11 protein-coding genes and 1 pseudogene are annotated in these 17062 nt (G+C 51.9%); 5 read left to right on the top strand and 7 right to left on the bottom strand.

All coding sequences use genetic code 11. From position 1 onward, the window contains the following. Positions 1-17: 17 nt before the first annotated feature. The 3 genes from ACX93W_RS24375 to galU form a co-directional block, all read right to left on the bottom strand. Positions 18-1130 carry a S1C family serine protease gene (locus ACX93W_RS24375; RefSeq protein WP_459394974.1) on the bottom strand — a complete coding sequence of 371 codons (1113 nt, stop codon included), beginning with the start codon at positions 1128-1130 and terminating at the stop codon, positions 18-20. A gap of 12 nt (positions 1131-1142) precedes the next feature. Further along, complete coding sequence (locus ACX93W_RS24370) at positions 1143-2435, bottom strand: FxLYD domain-containing protein (RefSeq protein ID WP_459394973.1); 1293 nt, start codon at positions 2433-2435, stop codon at positions 1143-1145. 256 nt (positions 2436-2691) lie between these two features. Beyond that, positions 2692-3579 carry a UTP--glucose-1-phosphate uridylyltransferase GalU gene (gene galU / locus ACX93W_RS24365; RefSeq protein ID WP_459394972.1) on the bottom strand — a complete coding sequence of 296 codons (888 nt, stop codon included), beginning with the start codon at positions 3577-3579 and terminating at the stop codon, positions 2692-2694. A 192-nt stretch (positions 3580-3771) separates the two neighbouring features. On the opposite strand from galU, the gene trxB reads away from it, so the two are divergent. Both trxB and ACX93W_RS24355 read left to right on the top strand, forming a co-directional pair. Then, complete coding sequence (trxB, locus tag ACX93W_RS24360) at positions 3772-4713, top strand: thioredoxin-disulfide reductase (RefSeq protein WP_459394971.1); 942 nt, start codon at positions 3772-3774, stop codon at positions 4711-4713. A gap of 262 nt (positions 4714-4975) precedes the next feature. Next, positions 4976-6610 (top strand): annotated as a pseudogene (locus ACX93W_RS24355) (glycoside hydrolase family 13 protein); the annotation flags it as partial. Between the two features lie 618 nt (positions 6611-7228). Here ACX93W_RS24355 and ACX93W_RS24350 read toward each other — a convergent pair. From ACX93W_RS24350 to ACX93W_RS24335, 4 genes are all read right to left on the bottom strand, one after another. Further along, the gene (locus tag ACX93W_RS24350; protein ID WP_459394970.1) at positions 7229-9004 is read right to left on the bottom strand and encodes an alpha-amylase family glycosyl hydrolase; all 1776 of its coding nucleotides are present in this window, start codon (positions 9002-9004) and stop codon (positions 7229-7231) included. Next, on the bottom strand, positions 9001-9837 hold the full coding sequence (locus ACX93W_RS24345) for a sugar ABC transporter permease (RefSeq protein WP_459394969.1): 837 nt from the start codon (positions 9835-9837) through the stop codon (positions 9001-9003). The genes ACX93W_RS24350 and ACX93W_RS24345 overlap by 4 nt, the downstream gene beginning before the upstream one ends. Beyond that, entirely contained in the window at positions 9834-11147 is a 1314-nt protein-coding gene (locus ACX93W_RS24340) for a carbohydrate ABC transporter permease (protein WP_459394968.1), read from the bottom strand. The genes ACX93W_RS24345 and ACX93W_RS24340 overlap by 4 nt, the downstream gene beginning before the upstream one ends. Positions 11148-11271: 124 nt before the next feature. Further along, a complete protein-coding gene (locus ACX93W_RS24335) occupies positions 11272-12585 on the bottom strand; it encodes a sugar ABC transporter substrate-binding protein (RefSeq protein ID WP_459394967.1) in 1314 nt (437 codons plus the stop codon). 444 nt (positions 12586-13029) lie between these two features. Here ACX93W_RS24335 and ACX93W_RS24330 point away from each other — a divergent pair, with 444 nt between their 5' ends. From ACX93W_RS24330 to ACX93W_RS24320, 3 genes are all read left to right on the top strand, one after another. Continuing rightward, a complete protein-coding gene (locus tag ACX93W_RS24330) occupies positions 13030-14052 on the top strand; it encodes a LacI family DNA-binding transcriptional regulator (RefSeq protein WP_459394966.1) in 1023 nt (340 codons plus the stop codon). An 11-nt stretch (positions 14053-14063) separates the two neighbouring features. Continuing rightward, positions 14064-16040, top strand: coding sequence for a glycoside hydrolase family 15 protein (locus ACX93W_RS24325; protein ID WP_459394965.1), 1977 nt, complete (start codon positions 14064-14066; stop codon positions 16038-16040). A gap of 252 nt (positions 16041-16292) precedes the next feature. Beyond that, the gene (locus tag ACX93W_RS24320; RefSeq protein ID WP_459394964.1) at positions 16293-16727 is read left to right on the top strand and encodes a Dps family protein; all 435 of its coding nucleotides are present in this window, start codon (positions 16293-16295) and stop codon (positions 16725-16727) included. The last annotated feature ends 335 nt before the right edge of the window (positions 16728-17062 follow it).

Below are 17062 nucleotides of genomic sequence, written 5' to 3'. Positions count from 1 at the left end.
TATAGAATAGCTCTGTATTAATTACGGATCGCCTTGCCTTTTCCGCTCATTAGCTTAAGCTGGTCATTTTCGTAACCGATTTTATACGTTACCTGGTATTTGCTCAGCATGTATTGACCGTTTTTACGCTCATCGACCGAAATAATGGCCGTGACCGTCGCTTCGTCCGTTCCTGCATTGGTGTAGAGATCGTCGATGACGACATTGCGGGTAGTCAGGTAGCCTTCGCGGAATTTGACATAGCTTGTGCCTTCCTTCCAGTTGCCCCCCAATAACGAATACGCATAAACATAATCGTGATTGTTCAAGCTGTCATAGAAATGCCGGACCAAATAATCCGCCATTTGATCCAACGACGTGTCGTTATGCTTCTCATCGCTTTCGTCTGTAAGCGAAATGCCCGGCAGCATGCTCATTGGCTCCATCGACCAGCCCTCCGCCATTGCCAGCACATTGCCAATCGGGATGCTAAAGCCGATGCCGCCTTCCTCCAAGCCCGCTGAATTAATGCCCACTACGGAGCCGCTTTTTAAATCGACCAGGGGCCCGCCGCTGTTGCCCGGCGCTATCGCCGCGGAAATCTGGTATAAATCCTTATATTCATAAGGCTCGATATTAAAGCTCCGGCCAACGCCGCTGATCATGCCCGTTGTAGCCGTATTTTGAAAGCCGAGCGGACTTCCGACGGCAAGCACATCATCGCCTACCTCCGCCCGTTCATATCGAACCAACGGTAAAGGCTCAATATCCGCCAGTTCCTTCACCCTTACAACCGCAACATCCGTATCCGTGCTGATGCCGATGACCTCGCCTTCCAGTTCCCGCGCATCCGATGTTTTAACGCGCACATGCCTTACGCCCGCAACCACATGCGCATTCGTTATCAAATCGCCCTTCAGGTTGTACAGAAACCCGGAGCCTTGCATCCCCGTATCCGCCTCGATCATCACAACCAGCTTCTGGGTTTCAAAAATAACATCCTTTAACGATTTCTTGACTTCGCCAACGGCAAGCAGCGGCTGCCCTGTCAATTGGCGCGGCACTTCCTGACGCACGGCATACACCGAAGCTGCTCCCGCTCCCACAATCAGGGCGAAAGACAGAAGTCCTATCCATATTCTTTTGGCCATTGCCGCACCTCCCTAATCCAGATACCATGTCACATGATCGATAACGACTTCCGTTTCCTCCGAATGAACACCGTAAACCGTTGCGGTAAAAGTCATCTCTTCACCCGGCTCAACGTAGTTCGGAGTCGCCGAGGTATTGCCGCGGGCAAGAACTTCGCCTTCAGGCGATACGATGGAATAATCCAGCATAACGGAATAGATCGGCCGAGTTGCCGCATTTCGCAAAACGCCAACGATCGTCAAATCCCCAAATTCATCCAGCGTCTGGTCTGTCGATTCAACTTTGACGGCCTCCGTCTGATTAATGAGGTCCTCCGCCGCCGCCTCCTGCATCGCCTGCTCAATTCGGATCTGCTCGGCTTTTTCGTATTTGGCTTGCTCCTGGTGAATGCGCTGCTGCAGCGCAAGCAATTCCGAATCATCCTTAACCCATATTAAAGCACGGTTCGCTTCGGCAAGCGCTCCGGTAAAGTTTTTGCGATTCATCAGCGTCTCCGCATTCCTCGTGGCCAGGCTGCGAATGCCTCCTATAATTTCTTCCCGCAGGGCAGCCGCCTCCTCGCCGATCAAGCCATTGACGACATTCAACATTTCGCCATGCTCTTTAATAGACGACAAATCATCTACCCGATCGCTCAAGCTGAGCAAGGTTGCCTCCATGCTGAGATCATCCAGTTTTCCCTTGAGACGGTCATAGACCGGTTCCTTGTGGCCTCCAAGCTCGCCCTTCAACTGATCTAGTCCGGATTGTGCCTGGGAAAAATCCCCCTTCTCCAGCAATCCGCTCAAATCATGCGACAGGCGCTCCAGCTTCATGACGTGCTCAATAACGGCTTCATCCGCCGTAAGCGGGGCAAATTCGGGGCGGATAGCCATCCCCTCCGCCAGCAAAGAAAGAGCTTGCTGGTATTCCCCGGCAAGTGCCGCGGCTTTGGCTTCCGATTGAAGGCGAAGCACGTTTTCGTTTCTATCTGTTTCATATTGATAGGTCCAATAGACCAAAATAAGCATAGCCGAAGCCGAAATGAGCAAACCGCCAGCCAACAGCCAATTAATCGCGGTTTTGCGATTCGCCATTTTTTCGCCGGCAACTGTCTGGACCCCCGATAAATTCTCAAGCGCGCCCTCAAAACGCTCCGGAACTGCTTCGGAAGCAGATTCAAGCGCCGCAGCCTCTTCATCGCCGTTTTGCGGCCAGAAAGCAGATTTTTCCTCCGTCACATTAATGTAATGAAGCCTTCTCCCGCATTGGCTGCAAAATCTGGCGTCATCGGGAAAGCTTCGTATGCAATGATGACAATACAATGACCCCATCTCCCGCCTTGATTCTCTTATCTATTCTATATCAAGAAGTAAATAATCTCCATTTCAAAATAGTGGGATAAACACTTCTTTTATTTACGAATTTAACAACAGATGGTGTCAATTAAGATATACCCCCTACAATCATTAACCCAAACAATGCCGGCTGAATCCTTATCGGGCTTGCAAAAAAAATGCCGCAGCCAAGCACGGATGTGCAAAGCGTCGGCATCTGTTGCTGCTTTATATGAAACCCCGATTATTGCTGCAAAGTCGGCAATCCCAACCGCTCGTAAAGATAGCTGCGCACCTGCGCGGACAGATCTTCGCGCTCCAGCGCAAAATCGATGGTCGCCTGGACAAAACCAAGCTTGTCGCCAACATCATGCCTGCGGCCATCAAAACGCATGGCGGTTAGCGAATCCTGACGATTCAGCTCCTGCAGGCTGTCCGTCAACTGAATTTCGCCGCCTTTGCCCGGCTGCGCCTTCTCCAGCAAATCAAAAATGGCCGGGCTGAGCACATAACGTCCCACTACGGCATAATTGGAAGGCGCCTGACCCGGAGCCGGCTTTTCCACAATGTCGTTAACACGCGCTATCGCCTTGCCTTGCTCGATATCGACAATCCCGTATTTATGAGTCTGATCCCAAGGAACCTCCATAACCGCAACGACGGAGGAGTTTTCCGCCTGGTAAACATCCATCATTTGCTTAAGACAAGGAGGGTTGGAGGTCAAAATATCGTCCCCTAACAGCACCGCAAAAGGTTCGTTGCCGATGAATCTCCGAGCGCATAATACGGCATGGCCGAGGCCAAGCGGCTCCTTCTGCCTGACGTAATAAATATCGGCGAGCTGCGAGATGTCCCGTACAACCTTCAGCATCTCTTCGTTATGGCGCGCTTCCAATTCCGCTTCCAGCTCTACGGATTTGTCAAAATGATCCTCTATCGCGCGTTTGTGCCTGCCGCTAATGATGACGATGCTTTCGATTCCGGACTGAACGGCCTCTTCCACGATATACTGAATCGCGGGTTTATCGATCAGCGGGAGCATCTCCTTCGGCTGTGCTTTGGTTGCCGGCAAAAAACGCGTCCCCAGGCCGCCGGCAGGTATGATTGCTTTCCGAATAACATTATTCTTCACTTACACTTGCTCCCTTCATGAACGGCTTTCATCCTGCATACATCATACCCTTTTTTCCAATTTCATGCTATCTAAAAGACCAAGATGAATGTTAGATGAACTGTATTGACACCCATTACAGTTTGTACTAACGTAAGGGCATAAGGTTTGCGGAAGCAACATCACAGTATATTCCCGAAGGAGGAGCTTTAGATGCACAAAACGATTATTATTGGTACGGGACCCGCGGGACTAACCGCTGCTATCTATCTGGCAAGAGCTAATCTGGAGCCGCTTGTTATTGAAGGCTGGCAACCTGGCGGCCAGTTGACGACCACGACCGAGGTCGAAAACTTTCCCGGTTTTCCGGAGGGCATTCTGGGCAGCGAGCTAATGTCCAATATGCGCAAACAAGCGCAACGCTTTGGGGCTGAATTCAAGACCGGCTCCGTCAGCAGCATCGACTTCAGCAAACGTCCCTATACGCTTCAAGTGGAAGGGATCGGACAACTTCAGGCGGAGTCGGTCATCATTTCTACCGGCGCGTCTGCCAAATATCTTGGCCTTCCCGGCGAGCAAGACAATATCGGACGCGGCGTAAGCACTTGCGCGACCTGCGACGGCTTTTTCTTCCGGGGCAAACGAATTCTGGTTGTCGGCGGCGGAGATTCCGCAATGGAGGAAGCCGGCTTCCTGACGCGTTTTGCATCCGAAGTTACGCTGGTTCACCGCCGCGAGGAACTGCGCGCCTCCAAAATCATGCAGGATCGCGCTCGCGCCAACGAAAAAATTTCGTGGAGCCTGAACGTGACTCCGCTTGAAATGGTGGCAGGCGAAACAGGCATGAAAGGCATGCTGGTTCGAGACAATGCCACAGGCGAAGAAAAATTGCTGGAAGCGGAAGGCGTTTTTGTCGCAATCGGCCATACGCCCAACACCGGCTTTCTTGGCGGGCAGGTTACAACCGACGAGCAAGGTTATATCGTTGTGGAGCCAGGCACGGCCCGCACGAATATTCCCGGAGTGTTCGCCTGCGGCGACGTTCAGGACAAAAACTACCGCCAGGCTATTACGGCGGCGGGCAGCGGCTGCATGGCGGCGCTGGACTGCGAGCGTTACCTGGAAGAGCTGGCTCACGAAGCCGCTCACGCCTAAGTCCATCAACCAACGAAAAAACCTCTATGGAGCTTATCTCCTATTTGGCAAAAAAAATATGGTGCGGATAGCAACATTCATGTATAATAATGGTTGTTGAGAGTTCAAAATATAAAGGCACTGCTACCGCAACCTCTGTTCCTATACGCTTCGCGAGAGCGGCGCTAAACAGGTTAGAGAAAGGTACAACCTCGGTAATTAACCGGCGGTTGTGCCTTTTTTCGCGTTATCCACACTTTTTTTTGAATGGGAGAGATGTGTAATGTTGCTTGAAGCCGTTTATCACCGTCCGAAACAAAACTGGGCCTACGCCTACGATCATCAAAGCATTCATCTCAGAATTCGCACCAAACGCGGGGACGCCCAAGCCGTGGAAGTCATTGCCGGAGATAAGTACGCCTGGAACGAAACGGTCATCGCCGTCCCCATGACGCTGCTTGCCTCCGACGCCATGTATGACTATTGGGAAACATCCGTTGTGCCTCCCTTCCGGCGCTTGCGCTACGCGTTTAAACTGATAGGAGCGGAAGCATCGCTGATCATGACGGAGAGAGGATTCGTGACGGAGCTGCCGGAAAACCCGTTAAGCTTCTTCGATTATCCCTTCATTAATCCTGCGGATGTATTTCAGCCGCCCTCCTGGGTTAAAGACGCGGTATTTTATCAAATTTTCCCGGAACGCTTCGCTAACGGCGATCCTTCCCTGAATCCCGAAGACGTGCAGCCGTGGGGCGGCAAACCGACGCCGGGCAATTTTTTTGGCGGCGATCTTCAAGGCGTCATCGACCATCTCGATTATTTATCCGAGCTTGGCATTAATGCCATTTATTTTACCCCGTTGTTCGAAGCAACAACCAACCATAAATACGATACCGAAGATTATATGAAGGTCGACCGCCATTTTGGCACTAATGAAAAGCTGAAAGAATTGGTCGAGCTGTGTCATGCACGCGGCATTCGCGTGTTGCTTGACGCCGTGTTTAACCATTCCGGGCGCACCTTCGCTCCGTTCGTGGACGCCCAGCTTAATGGTCGCGACTCCAAATGCGCCGACTGGTTCCATGTCCGCGAATGGCCGCTTGAGATAGTTGACGGCGTGCCAACCTATGAAACGTTTGCTTTTGAGCCGCTTATGCCTAAGCTAAATACCGAAAATCCCCAAGTAAAGGCGTATTTGCTGGAAGCGGCCCGCTATTGGATAGAGGAGATCGGGATCGACGGTTGGCGTCTCGACGTTGCAAACGAGGTGGATCATCAATTCTGGCGGGAATTTCGGACAGTGGTCAAAACGGTTAATCCCGACGCCTACATCCTGGGTGAAATCTGGCATGATTCCATCATGTGGCTGCAAGGCGATCAGTTCGACGCCGTAATGAATTATCCTTTCACGAATGCCGCGCTTGATTTTTTTGCCTATGAGAAGCAAGACGCCGCCCGCTTCGCGGAAGCGATCGGGGCTTTGACCGCGGCTTACCCTCGCCAAGTGACGGAAGCCGCATTTAATCTGCTGGGAAGCCACGATACGGCGAGATTGCTCACTCTTTGCGGAAACAAAACGGAAAGAATGAAGCTCGCGGCGTTGTTCCAGCTTACCTTTCCCGGCGTGCCGTGCATTTACTACGGGGATGAAATCGGCATCGACGGCGGCCACGATCCCGATTGCCGCAAATGCATGGAGTGGGAACCCGCCAAGCAGGACGCCGAGTTATTGACGTTCTTCCGCGAGGCCATCGCGCTTCGCAAAGCACAGCCGGCGCTCAGGTCCTCCGGCCTCGAGTTCATTTATGCAGGAACGGAGCTAAGCGATGGCGGCGCTTTGGCCTATGCGCGCTCAGGCGGAGGCGAGCTGCTTCTGATTGCGCTTAACGCTCGCCCCGAGCAAACCGCGATTGAACTTGACGTTTGCACCATTACTGATGGCAAAAGCTTTGGAAATGCCGAAACGATTATCCCTTTCCGTGGCTTTTCGTCGGGAACGGACAACGCTTCCAATATTGAGGCAGCAACTTATGACGGGGAAACTGCAAATCCAGAGGCAGAGCTGGAGGACTTAGGTGGACATGGCGCAACCGGCGAAGCGTTGACTAACGCGTTGTACGGCAATGCTGTATCTGATGGATCAACACCTGCGGCCTTAGGCAGCAATGCTGCAATTGCGGCCAGCGAGGAACAACTCGCCGAAGCGGAGGCTTCCGCTTTGCCCGAGACTTCGTCCTCCTGGACTGTGCTTTTCTCCGGCAGCCCTGAATTGCCGGTTGAACGCAAGGTAAACAGCGATGAAAACGGGCGGCTGAAGCTGGTTTTGGACGGGTATGAATTCGTTGTCCTGAAGCTTAATTGAAATGATATGCACTTGCGGAGACCAGGCAGTCGTATGTCCTCTCGCTTCGCAAACAGATGATTGCCAGAAGTGCCCTGCGGGATCGCGGGGCCTCCCCGGTACTCTTTAAAATAAAAAGGACGCTTGGAGCAAGGCGGCACATCAGCCGCGATTCCTCCAAGCGTCCTTTATCATTTATTTCAAAATAACCGTACTGTACGGAGGCAGCGTCAATATCCTTTCCTTCAGCAACGCTTCGGAAGCCGTGCTGTGCGCCAGCACTCTAAATTCCCCATAAATCGGAGACGGCGCCAATGCTGCCTTTTGCTCCTTGCCCGACAGATTATGGACAACCAGCACTCGTTCATTGCGGGATACGCGAACATATGCGCTTAAAGCCTCGCCAAGCGTTTCATCTGAATCACCGCTTAATGCCTCATTCGGCGCATCACTGAGGTCTCTATTGACCACGGCCAGCTCGTACTCTCCAATTGCTCCGTCACTCAAAGCCGGCTCCGAGTTGCGCCAGCCGATCAGCATGCGGTAATGCTCCAGGAGCGAGCCTGCCGCCCCTTCCTGCCACTCCACCGATACCGCTCCGGCCTCGCGATTGTGGCGCGAAGCAAGCCAACTGCTCTGCCCCTCCCCGCCAGCAGGATCGGCGTACCATAACATCGGCTCGCGTATATATTCATCCGGCTTGACGCCTTTCATTCCTATTTCCTCGCCATAATACAGATAAGGCGTCCCAGGAAGCGTCAACAGCAGCGCCGCCGCCATTTTTGCATGATCAGCATTCCCGTTCAGCACGCTCATCACTCTGTTTTGATCATGGTTGCTCAGAAACGGGGCATCCAGAAAACGGCCGCCCGACGACTGCTCATAGGCCCCATGTACCCGCCCAAGCGAAAAAGCAAGGTCGGGATCGCTTTCGTTTCTTGCCGCGCTAAGCAGCTTGCCCGCCAGATCAAAGTGGAAAGCGGAATCCAGCGCCTGATCGAAGTAAGGAGCAATAACGGAAGCGGAATCCCATACCTCCCCGATCAAATAAGCTTGGGGATTAACCTTGTTTAGCCCTTGGCGGAACTCCTGCCACCATGCCTGGTTTGCCCCCTGCACCTCAGGCGAACCCGCCGTCGATTTGAAATCGCCGAAAATATGTTTGGCTGCATCCAGACGAAAACCGTCCAGGCCTTGCTCCAGCCAATATTGTCCGATTTCAATCATTTCTTTTCGGACAGCCGGCTCGTCAAAATTCAAATCCGGCATGCCGCCCCAAAAGATGCCCAAATACCGACCGTCGCCATAGCTATGCCACGGATTGCCGTCAACCGCTCCGTCCGCAGGAACCTTGTCTTCCGCTGATGCAAACGTATACCAGCTTCGATACGGGCTGGCTTTATCCGCAAGCGCCTCCTTGAACCAGGGATGCTCGCTGCTGGAATGGTTGACGACCAAATCCATAATGACGGAAATATCCCGCTTTTTGGACTCCGCAAGCAGATACTGCAAATCCTCCAGCGTTCCGTAGTCCGGATTGATGGCGTAATAATCGGTTGTATCATATCCGTGATAACTCGGCGATGCCAGGATTGGCATTAGCCAGATGCCGCCGACGCCAAGCTCCTGCAAATAATCCAGCTTGGCGGCAACGCCCCGCAAATCGCCGATGCCATCCCCGTCGCTGTCATAAAACGATCGGACGAATATCTCATAAAAAACGACGGAAGGTTGTTCGTCTACGTCATATGGAGGAGTCCCGACAGTTTCCGCTCCAGCGGAATCGGAGCCGCCGCCACCTGCTTCTACAGCAGCACCTCCCGGCTCCGTCACGTTAATCGGATCGCCCGGCTCGGCGGTTCCCCCGGATGAGTAGCCGTCCGAGGTTGAACAAGCTCCCAGCAGCAGAACCAGACTAATTACGCATAGAACCTGCGCCAAACAACGCCCGAGCTTCCGCCACGAGCTCATCCCTTGGACGCCCCCGCCGTAAGTCCCTGCACAAGAAAACGCTGCAGGATCAGGAACAGGATCGTGATCGGAATCGCGATAATAACGCAACCCGCCGCAAACATCGTAAAGTTGCTGTTTTGCATGGAGCTGATCAATTCGTACATGCCCACGGCCACTGTCATGTTTTCCTTGGACCGCAGCACAAGCCGCGCAAAAATAAAGTCGCCCCATACCCCAGTGAAGGAAGTTAACGCCACATACGTCAGAATGGGTCTGGACAACGGCAGCATGATTCGCACAAAAACCTGCAGATGGCTTGCCCCGTCAATCCGGGCCGCTTCGTCGAGACTGCGCGGAATCGTATCGTAATAGCCTTTTACAATAAAACCGCCCAACGCAGCCCCCGCTGAATAAACCAGAATCATCGCGGCGTGCGTATCCAGCAAATTGACCTGAAGCAAAATAATATAGATTGCGATCATGCTCATAAAGCTTGGAAACATGCCCAATATCAGCATGACGGTCAGCATGCTTTTGCGCCCCTTAAATCGGAATCGGGACAAAGCATACATACTCAATGTCACCAGCGCAACGGAAAACACCATCGTAAAACAGGCGATTTTGAGCGTGTTCATGTACCAGACGCCAAACGTGTATTGGGTACTGGTGAACAGCTCAACGTAGTGCTCAAGCGTCCATTCACTGGGCCAAAAATGTTTGCTATACAGCGATCCGCCGGGACGGAACGAGGAGACAACCACCCATAATGCCGGATATAGCGCGCATACCGCCAAAATCACAAGCGTCAGGTAGCTGAATGCCAGTCGAACAGCGCTGTTTCTCTTTTTCATGACAGCATATCCTCCTCTTTGTACGATTTGGATCGGCGGAAGCTCCAGATGGAAATGCCGGCGATCATAATAAAGATCAGGATGCCGATCGCAGCCGACATATTGTATTTGTTGTTGACCAGCGTCAGATTAAACAGCCACGTAACGAGCAAATCGGTGGAGCCTGCAAATTGATATTCGCCTTTTGCCGGTCCGCCGCCCGTCATCAAATAAATGACGTTGAAATTATTGATGTTGCCCGCAAATTGCATAATGAGAATTGGCGCCGTTGCAAATAAAATATACGGCATCGTAATAATCCGGAATTGCTGCCGGCCGTTAGCGCCGTCCACTTCCGCCGCTTCATACAAATCGCGCGGAATCGCCGTCAGCACTCCCATCACGAGCAGCATGCTGACCGGAATGCCGATCCACATATTTACCAGAACAAGCGTAACCTTCGCCCAGAACGGATCGGTCAGCCACGGCAGGCCGTCAAGGCCGAAGTAGGCAAAATATTGATTGATCGGGCCAAACTTGGCGTTAAAAATATTGCGCAAAATAAGCAGCGATATGAGCTGCGGGATGGCATACGGAATAATAAACAGGGTGCGCCACAATTTTTTGAAGCGGATGCCCTTGGATTCCACCAGCAAAGCAACGAGGATACCCCCGAAATAGCAGGTGACCGTCGCCAGAATCGCCCAGATGATCGTCCAGACCAACACCCCGTAAAACGTCTTGCTCCACGATTTCATCTGAAGCAGATCAATAAAGGATTGAAAGCCGACCCAATCCACCAGCTTGGCGGGCGGTATATGGTTAGGCGCCGAATAGTTCGTAAACGCCAGCATAATCGAAAAGAGAATGGGCATGATTGTAAAAAACAACACGCCAAGCACCGGAATAAACAGCAGGAAATACGGAAAATGATTAACCGTCACATTCCTCCACGACTCGGCAAAGTTAGGAACCCTTTTCCCTTCGTCGCGCTTTTTGCCGTTTTGATAGGCATCGTAAATATTAGAAGCATAAATGATGGCAAACACGATAAATACAAGCACGACGATAATGCCGCCCAGCATCAAAAAGATGGAATGATCGCCCTTGACAAGCTGGGTCGCCTTGCCCACCTTCACAAATTTTTGCGTGGTTTCCCCTAACGTGACAAGTCCCCACAATGCCCCGCCGATACGCGGAATCAAATAATAAAGGCCAAGACCTTGAACCAACATAAAAATAATGCCCTTCAACCATTGCCGGTTGTACATTTGCCCTAGCCCTTGCAGCACAATCGACAGGATAGCCGCAGTTACGCGATGCCGTTTCATATTAGGCCGGCTCCTCTCCCCAAAATCAAATAATAGAGGTTGTTAAAAACAGTCATCAATTGGCAAGTTTCCCCGCTAACAGCGGGGAAACGCCAATGAAGTATAATCAATGCCCTATGGAGCGTTAGTTGGCTCCGATACTGTCCTTGATTTGGGAAACGGCATTGTCCAACGCCGTTTTGGCATCCTTGCCGTCATTCCAGATTTCAGAAATCGCAGATGTGATAGGGTTCCATACGCTGCCCATTTCCGGAATGGAAGGCATCGGCGTCGAGTTGACGAACTGGGCCAGGAAGCCTTTTGTCACCTCGTCATTGGATACCGCCGGATCATCGGCAGCTTCTTTGTTAGCCGGTATCAAGCTGTTTTGCTCGAAGTTTTTCATTTGCGCTTCCTTGGTGGACAGGAACCGCGCCAGCAATTGCGCCGCTTGCGGATATTTGGAATTGGCGTTGACATAATAAGCCTGCACGCCGGAGAAGGAGGTCATAGGATTGCCGGCAACCATCGGAAGCGGAGCGACGCCAAAGTTTAATCCTGCCGCCTTGTAGTCGGCAATCGCCCATGGCCCGTTAACATCCAGCGCCAGGGAACCTTCCAGGAACAATCCCTTTTTAATATCAAAGTCGATATCGCCCGTGTTCATGGGAAGCAGCTTTTGCTTGATCTCCTGCAGGAACTTCGCGCCTGCCACAGCGCCATCGTTGTTCAGGCCGATATCTTCGCTGTTCGTATTATCGTCGCCGAACATGTACCCGCCCTGGGAAGCAAGGAAGGCAAAGTTGTAATAAAACTGCTGCAGCTCCCATGCAAATGCGTATTTATGTTGGGATGGATCATTAAAGGTTTCGGCAAAAGCAAACACGTCGTCGAACGTGGCGGGCGCTTCCGCAATAAGATCTTTGTTATAGATCAGAGCATAGGTTTCAACCGAACGGGGATAGCCGTACAGGATGCCATCATACGAGACGGCTTTGATTGCGTTGTCTACATTTTCCGCTATTGCTTCGTCCTCAAACACGGTGTTGGGCAAAAGCAAACCTGCCGTTGCCGCGTTGCCGAGATGATCATGAGGAAACAGAAGAACATCGGCGGCAAGGCCCGCTGGACCGTCCGTCATCAGTTTGTTAACCTGATCCGTGTTGCCCACCTCTTCAAATTTGACCGGAACTCCGTATTCCGCTTCAAAGGCTTTGCCCATTTCCTCCAAAAAGGCCTTTTGGTTGTTGGCATCCCAAATCACAAGGCTGGCGCCAGGCTCAGGAGCAAATTCTTCTTCCTCGGTTCCTGCTCCTTCATTGCCGGGAGACTCCGTATTGCCGCTTTCGCTGCTAGCCGATGGACTAGCGTTGCCGCTGTTTCCTCCATTGCCGCCCCCGCTGCATGCACTAACCACCAACAAAACCGATGCCGCCATCATAACCATCCATTTTCTCATTGCTTGATCCCCTTCCCGTAATTGAATAATCTTTACCTCACATAACGCCAAACGCTTGCAAAACAGCACTTTCTGAACTGAACAAACGTTTGCTCAAAATCAGAAAAACAGTCACTTTTTAAGTCTGAGATCCCCCGAACTTTGTGTAATCAATGTTGTTTTCGAACTTGTAAGCGCTGTATTTCTGTAATCACTATACATCAGGCTAGGCACTTTGTTAAAACGTTTGCACAAACTGTTTTTCATCATTCATGCAGGTTTTTCAGGAATTATCTTTCATTTACTCCTAAATTCTCAGTTTTTCGTCATTTGTGTCTTGGGAGGGAAAAGCGATATACTTACTATCAAACAGCGTTTGGGGTGGCTCGGAGCATAGACATTTCTATCCGCCAAGCGCAGCGCTACGCTACATTAAGCTACTGGCAATGGGGGCTTCGCACGATTATGATAACGATTAAAGATATCGCCAAAGCGGCAAATGTATCGCCTTCCACCGTTTCACGGGTTGTATCGGGGCATACGCGCATCAGCAAAGCAACCAGCGACAAGGTCAAACGGATTATGGAGGAAATGGGCTACCATCCCAATGCGATGGCCAAAAGCCTGGTATCCAAAACGACCAACACGCTCGCCATTCTGCTCCCGCGCCCGGCGGAGGAGCTGTTCCAGGACTTTTTCTTTGGCGAGCTGCTGCGCGGCATTCTGGCGCAGTCATCCAAAGCAGGCTATGACATGCTGCTAACCGCGGCGACATCGCCGCAGGATGAAAACGATACGATTTCCCGGCTTGTATTCGGCCGCCGGGTAGACGGAATTATATTGTTGTCCGCCCGAATAAACGATCCCTTGATCGCCATGCTGGATTCGCATCAGTTTCCTACTGTTTTGATCGGACGCGACGAGCAAAGCTCCACGATTTTGACCGTGGACAACAACAATGAACAGGTCGCATTCGACGCGACCCAACATCTCATCCAGCAAGGACATGAACGAATCGGCTTTGTCAGCGGCCCGCCCGACCTGACCGTATCGCGGGACCGGATGACCGGTTACCGGCGCGCAATGGAAGAAGCCGGTTTGCGCATCCGAAGCGAATGGATCGTTGAAGGCGATTTCCTGCAGCATAGCGGCTATCGCGCCATGTCTTCAATCATGGAACTGCCGGAGCGGCCTAGCGGCCTGGTCGTCATCGACGATGTTGTCGCCTTCGGGGTTCTTCGCGGCTTGAACGAGCTGGGCTACCGCGTGCCCGAGGATATAAGCCTCGTCAGCTTTAACAATATCGCCTTGTCGGAGCTAGCTACGCCGCCGATCAGCTCCGTCGATATCGGTACTTACCAGCTTGGCTATACCGCATCCCAGCAGTTGATTCGCCTGATACAGGGCGAGCATGTTTTCCAGAGGCGGACGCTTATCCCCCACCGGCTTATCGTCAGAGAATCGTCTATCCGCCATTACCACAAATAGGAGCTGACAAGATGTCCAATGCCAACAAGCCTTATTTGATCGATGCCATTATCGGCAACTCTTCTCTTCTCGCTTCGCTTGGGCGAAGCGGCAGATTGCACAGAATGTGGTGGCCCCATATTGACATGCCGCAGCATATCGACGCCATGCGAACCGGCATCTGTTATGACGATGGCCGCATTTCCTGGTTCGACGACGAGGAAAGCGGCTGGCTGCACAGCTGCGCCTACACAGAACGGAGCAATTCACTTTCCATCTCGGCAAGCCACGATGAAGAAGCTCTAGCCATCGACAGTCTGCATTTTGCCGTACCCGACCAAAACCTGCTAGTCCGTCAATACATCATTACAAACCGGGGAGAAACCCCCGCTTCCTTTCACTTTGTCGTGCACTCCTCCTTTCTGATTAGCGAAAATATACTCTATAACACAACCATGTTTCACGAAAACGACGATGCATTGATCCATTTCCGGCACCGTTATTTTTTTGCGGTCTCAAGTGCAAACGTATGCAGTAAATTTCAGGCAGGGCTTCCATGGAAAGAAATCGATGCCGGAACGCTAGATAAGCTAAGCGGGAATGTCATCGATATGCGCGGCGACGGAGCTTTGGCTTGGCAAATTGATGAATTGGAGCCCGGCGCGTCCGTGACCATACCGATCTTTATCGCTGCAGGCCATAGCGAGCTTGAAGCATTGGAAACACTGAGGGTGGCAAAAGACAAGCCGTCAGAACAGTGGGCTGCCCAAACCGACAAGTATTGGCGAGGATATGTGGAGGCAGCTGCGCCTTGTCCGCTCCCCGAGGAAAAAATCCGCACCCTGTACGAGCGTTCCCTGTTGATGTTCAAGCTGATGTCGGATAGCGGTAGCGGCAGTATTATCGCCGCTCCGGAATTCGACGAGCATTTCAGCCGCTGCGGCGGGTATGCCTTTTGTTGGGGAAGAGATGCCGCCTTTATTACGTCCGCGCTGGATCGGGCCGGGCTTTACGGGTTGTCGGAGTCATTCTATGAATGGACGCTGAGGGCCCAGTCGCCGGACGGTTCATGGCAGCAGCGCCATTATCACGATGGCTCGCTGGCTCCTTCCTGGGGCCTGCAAATTGATGAAGGAGCATCGATTCTGTGGGGCATGCATCAACATTATCTGGTTAAGCGGGACGGGAATTTTGCCAGAAAAGTATGGCCTGCCGTGGAGCGAGGCGCTACCTTTCTTGAGGCGTTTCTTGATCAGGACAGCGGCCTCCCGCGCCCCAGCATCGATTTGTGGGAGGAACGCGAAGCCTCCCATACTTACTCCTCCGCCGCCGTTTATGGCGGTCTGACGGCGGCAGCAGACTTTGCCCAACTCGCTGGAGAAAGCGCAAAGGCGGAACGATGGAGAACTGCGGCCGGCGGGGTGGCAAAAGCGATTGAAGAAAAATGCTGGAACGAAAAAAGCAGAAGCTACTATCGCGGCCTGCATCTGACTGTTAACCAAAGCCGCTATGAAGAAGCCTTGGCTGACGGAAAAGCTGGCTGCGTCCAACCGCTGGACAAAGGCTACATCCGCCATATTTTGGAGTATGACGATATGCCGGATATAAGCCTGCTGGGCATCTCCGTGCCCTTTGGAGCCGTCCCACCGGACAGCATTAGAATGCGCAGCACGGCTGACGCGCTGGAGGCGGCATTGACCGTGCCCGGCGTAGGAGGCATCAAGCGATATGGCGACGATCATTATATCGGGGGCAACCCCTGGATCTTAACGACCCTGTGGCTGGCGCAATACCGCATTGCCTCGGGAGAACCGGAAAAGGCGCGCGCATGGCTGAATTGGGCCATCGACCACGCTACGGAAAGCGGATTGCTGCCTGAGCAAATCGACAAGGACACAGGCGAAACCGCCTGGGTTGTCCCTCTCACTTGGTCGCATGCCATGTTTGTATCGACGGTTCATTTGTTGGCTGAAGCGGAAGCTTTGCAGGCTGCCGCCGTGTTACCCTGACATCTCATCTCAAGAGAACTTGACAAATGATTATTAATTTATAATAATTATAAATAAGGATTTAGTATAAATTTATTCAACGTACCATTTGCCCACTCTCTTGCTGATACTTTTTTGTTCAAGTGATACAGTCATTGAGCCGCAGACAGCAAAAGTAGTTGCGTGGCAACAAAATTCACTGATTCATCATCATCCGGCATGTTTAAATAAAGACATAACGGAGCAAACCAATAGTAGAAAGGATGATTTTGCATGACTATTCAACAACACCTCAACCGTCAAATCGCCAACTGGAGTATCCTGTACATTAAACTGCACAACTACCACTGGTATGTGAAAGGCTCGCAGTTTTTTACGCTGCACGAAAAATTCCAGGAGTTCTACGAGGAAGCGGCTCTCCATGTCGATGAAATCGCAGAGCGCCTGCTGGCTGTAAAAGGCCAGCCGCTTGCCAAAATGAGCGACTACCTGGAGGCGTCCAGCATCAAGGAAGCCAGCGGCAATGAAACCGCGGTCGAAATGGTAGATCAACTGATTCACGATTTCTCCGTCATCATAGAAGAATTGAAAGCGGGCATGGCAGCCGCACAGGAAGCCGGCGATGAAACAACTGCCGACATGCTCCTTGCTATTCATACTTCGCTTGAAAAACATGTATGGATGCTTAGCGCCTTTAACGGAAGATAATGAAGATATCCAGCAGCACAAACCCAAAACGACCGCTCTTCGGGGCTGTCCCAAAAGCCGATCCGCGTATCTGATTCAATTAAAAACGCTAATGGACATCCGTGTCCGTTAGCGCTTATTTTTTAACTTTTTGCGTTTGTAACGGACATGGATGTCCGTTACAGTGAAAATTATCCAATAATTACCCATTTTGGGGCTCTAACGGACAAGGATGTCTAAGCTTGCCCCACAATGTTTCCGGAAATTTACAGTAAGAAGCGATACGTATCCAATACGTTGCGAAACACTTGAAGGCCCCTCCACAACACTTTGACCCCGGGGGCTCCATCGCTCTT

This window comes from Paenibacillus sp. CAU 1782 (assembly GCF_054551715.1).
The sequence above is the reverse complement of the archived record's forward strand: the minus strand, read 5'-3'. Positions and strand labels throughout refer to the sequence as shown.

Coding starts and splice junctions, on each gene's coding strand:
- ACX93W_RS24375 (WP_459394974.1), bottom strand. CDS start 1,130: ATGGCCAAAAGAATATGGATAGGACTTCTGTCTTTCGCCCTGATTGTG.
- trxB (WP_459394971.1), top strand. CDS start 3,772: ATGCACAAAACGATTATTATTGGTACGGGACCCGCGGGACTAACCGCT.
- ACX93W_RS24350 (WP_459394970.1), bottom strand. CDS start 9,004: ATGAGCTCGTGGCGGAAGCTCGGGCGTTGTTTGGCGCAGGTTCTATGC.
- ACX93W_RS24345 (WP_459394969.1), bottom strand. CDS start 9,837: ATGAAAAAGAGAAACAGCGCTGTTCGACTGGCATTCAGCTACCTGACG.
- ACX93W_RS24340 (WP_459394968.1), bottom strand. CDS start 11,147: ATGAAACGGCATCGCGTAACTGCGGCTATCCTGTCGATTGTGCTGCAA.
- ACX93W_RS24335 (WP_459394967.1), bottom strand. CDS start 12,585: ATGAGAAAATGGATGGTTATGATGGCGGCATCGGTTTTGTTGGTGGTT.
- ACX93W_RS24330 (WP_459394966.1), top strand. CDS start 13,030: ATGATAACGATTAAAGATATCGCCAAAGCGGCAAATGTATCGCCTTCC.
- ACX93W_RS24325 (WP_459394965.1), top strand. CDS start 14,064: ATGTCCAATGCCAACAAGCCTTATTTGATCGATGCCATTATCGGCAAC.
- ACX93W_RS24320 (WP_459394964.1), top strand. CDS start 16,293: ATGACTATTCAACAACACCTCAACCGTCAAATCGCCAACTGGAGTATC.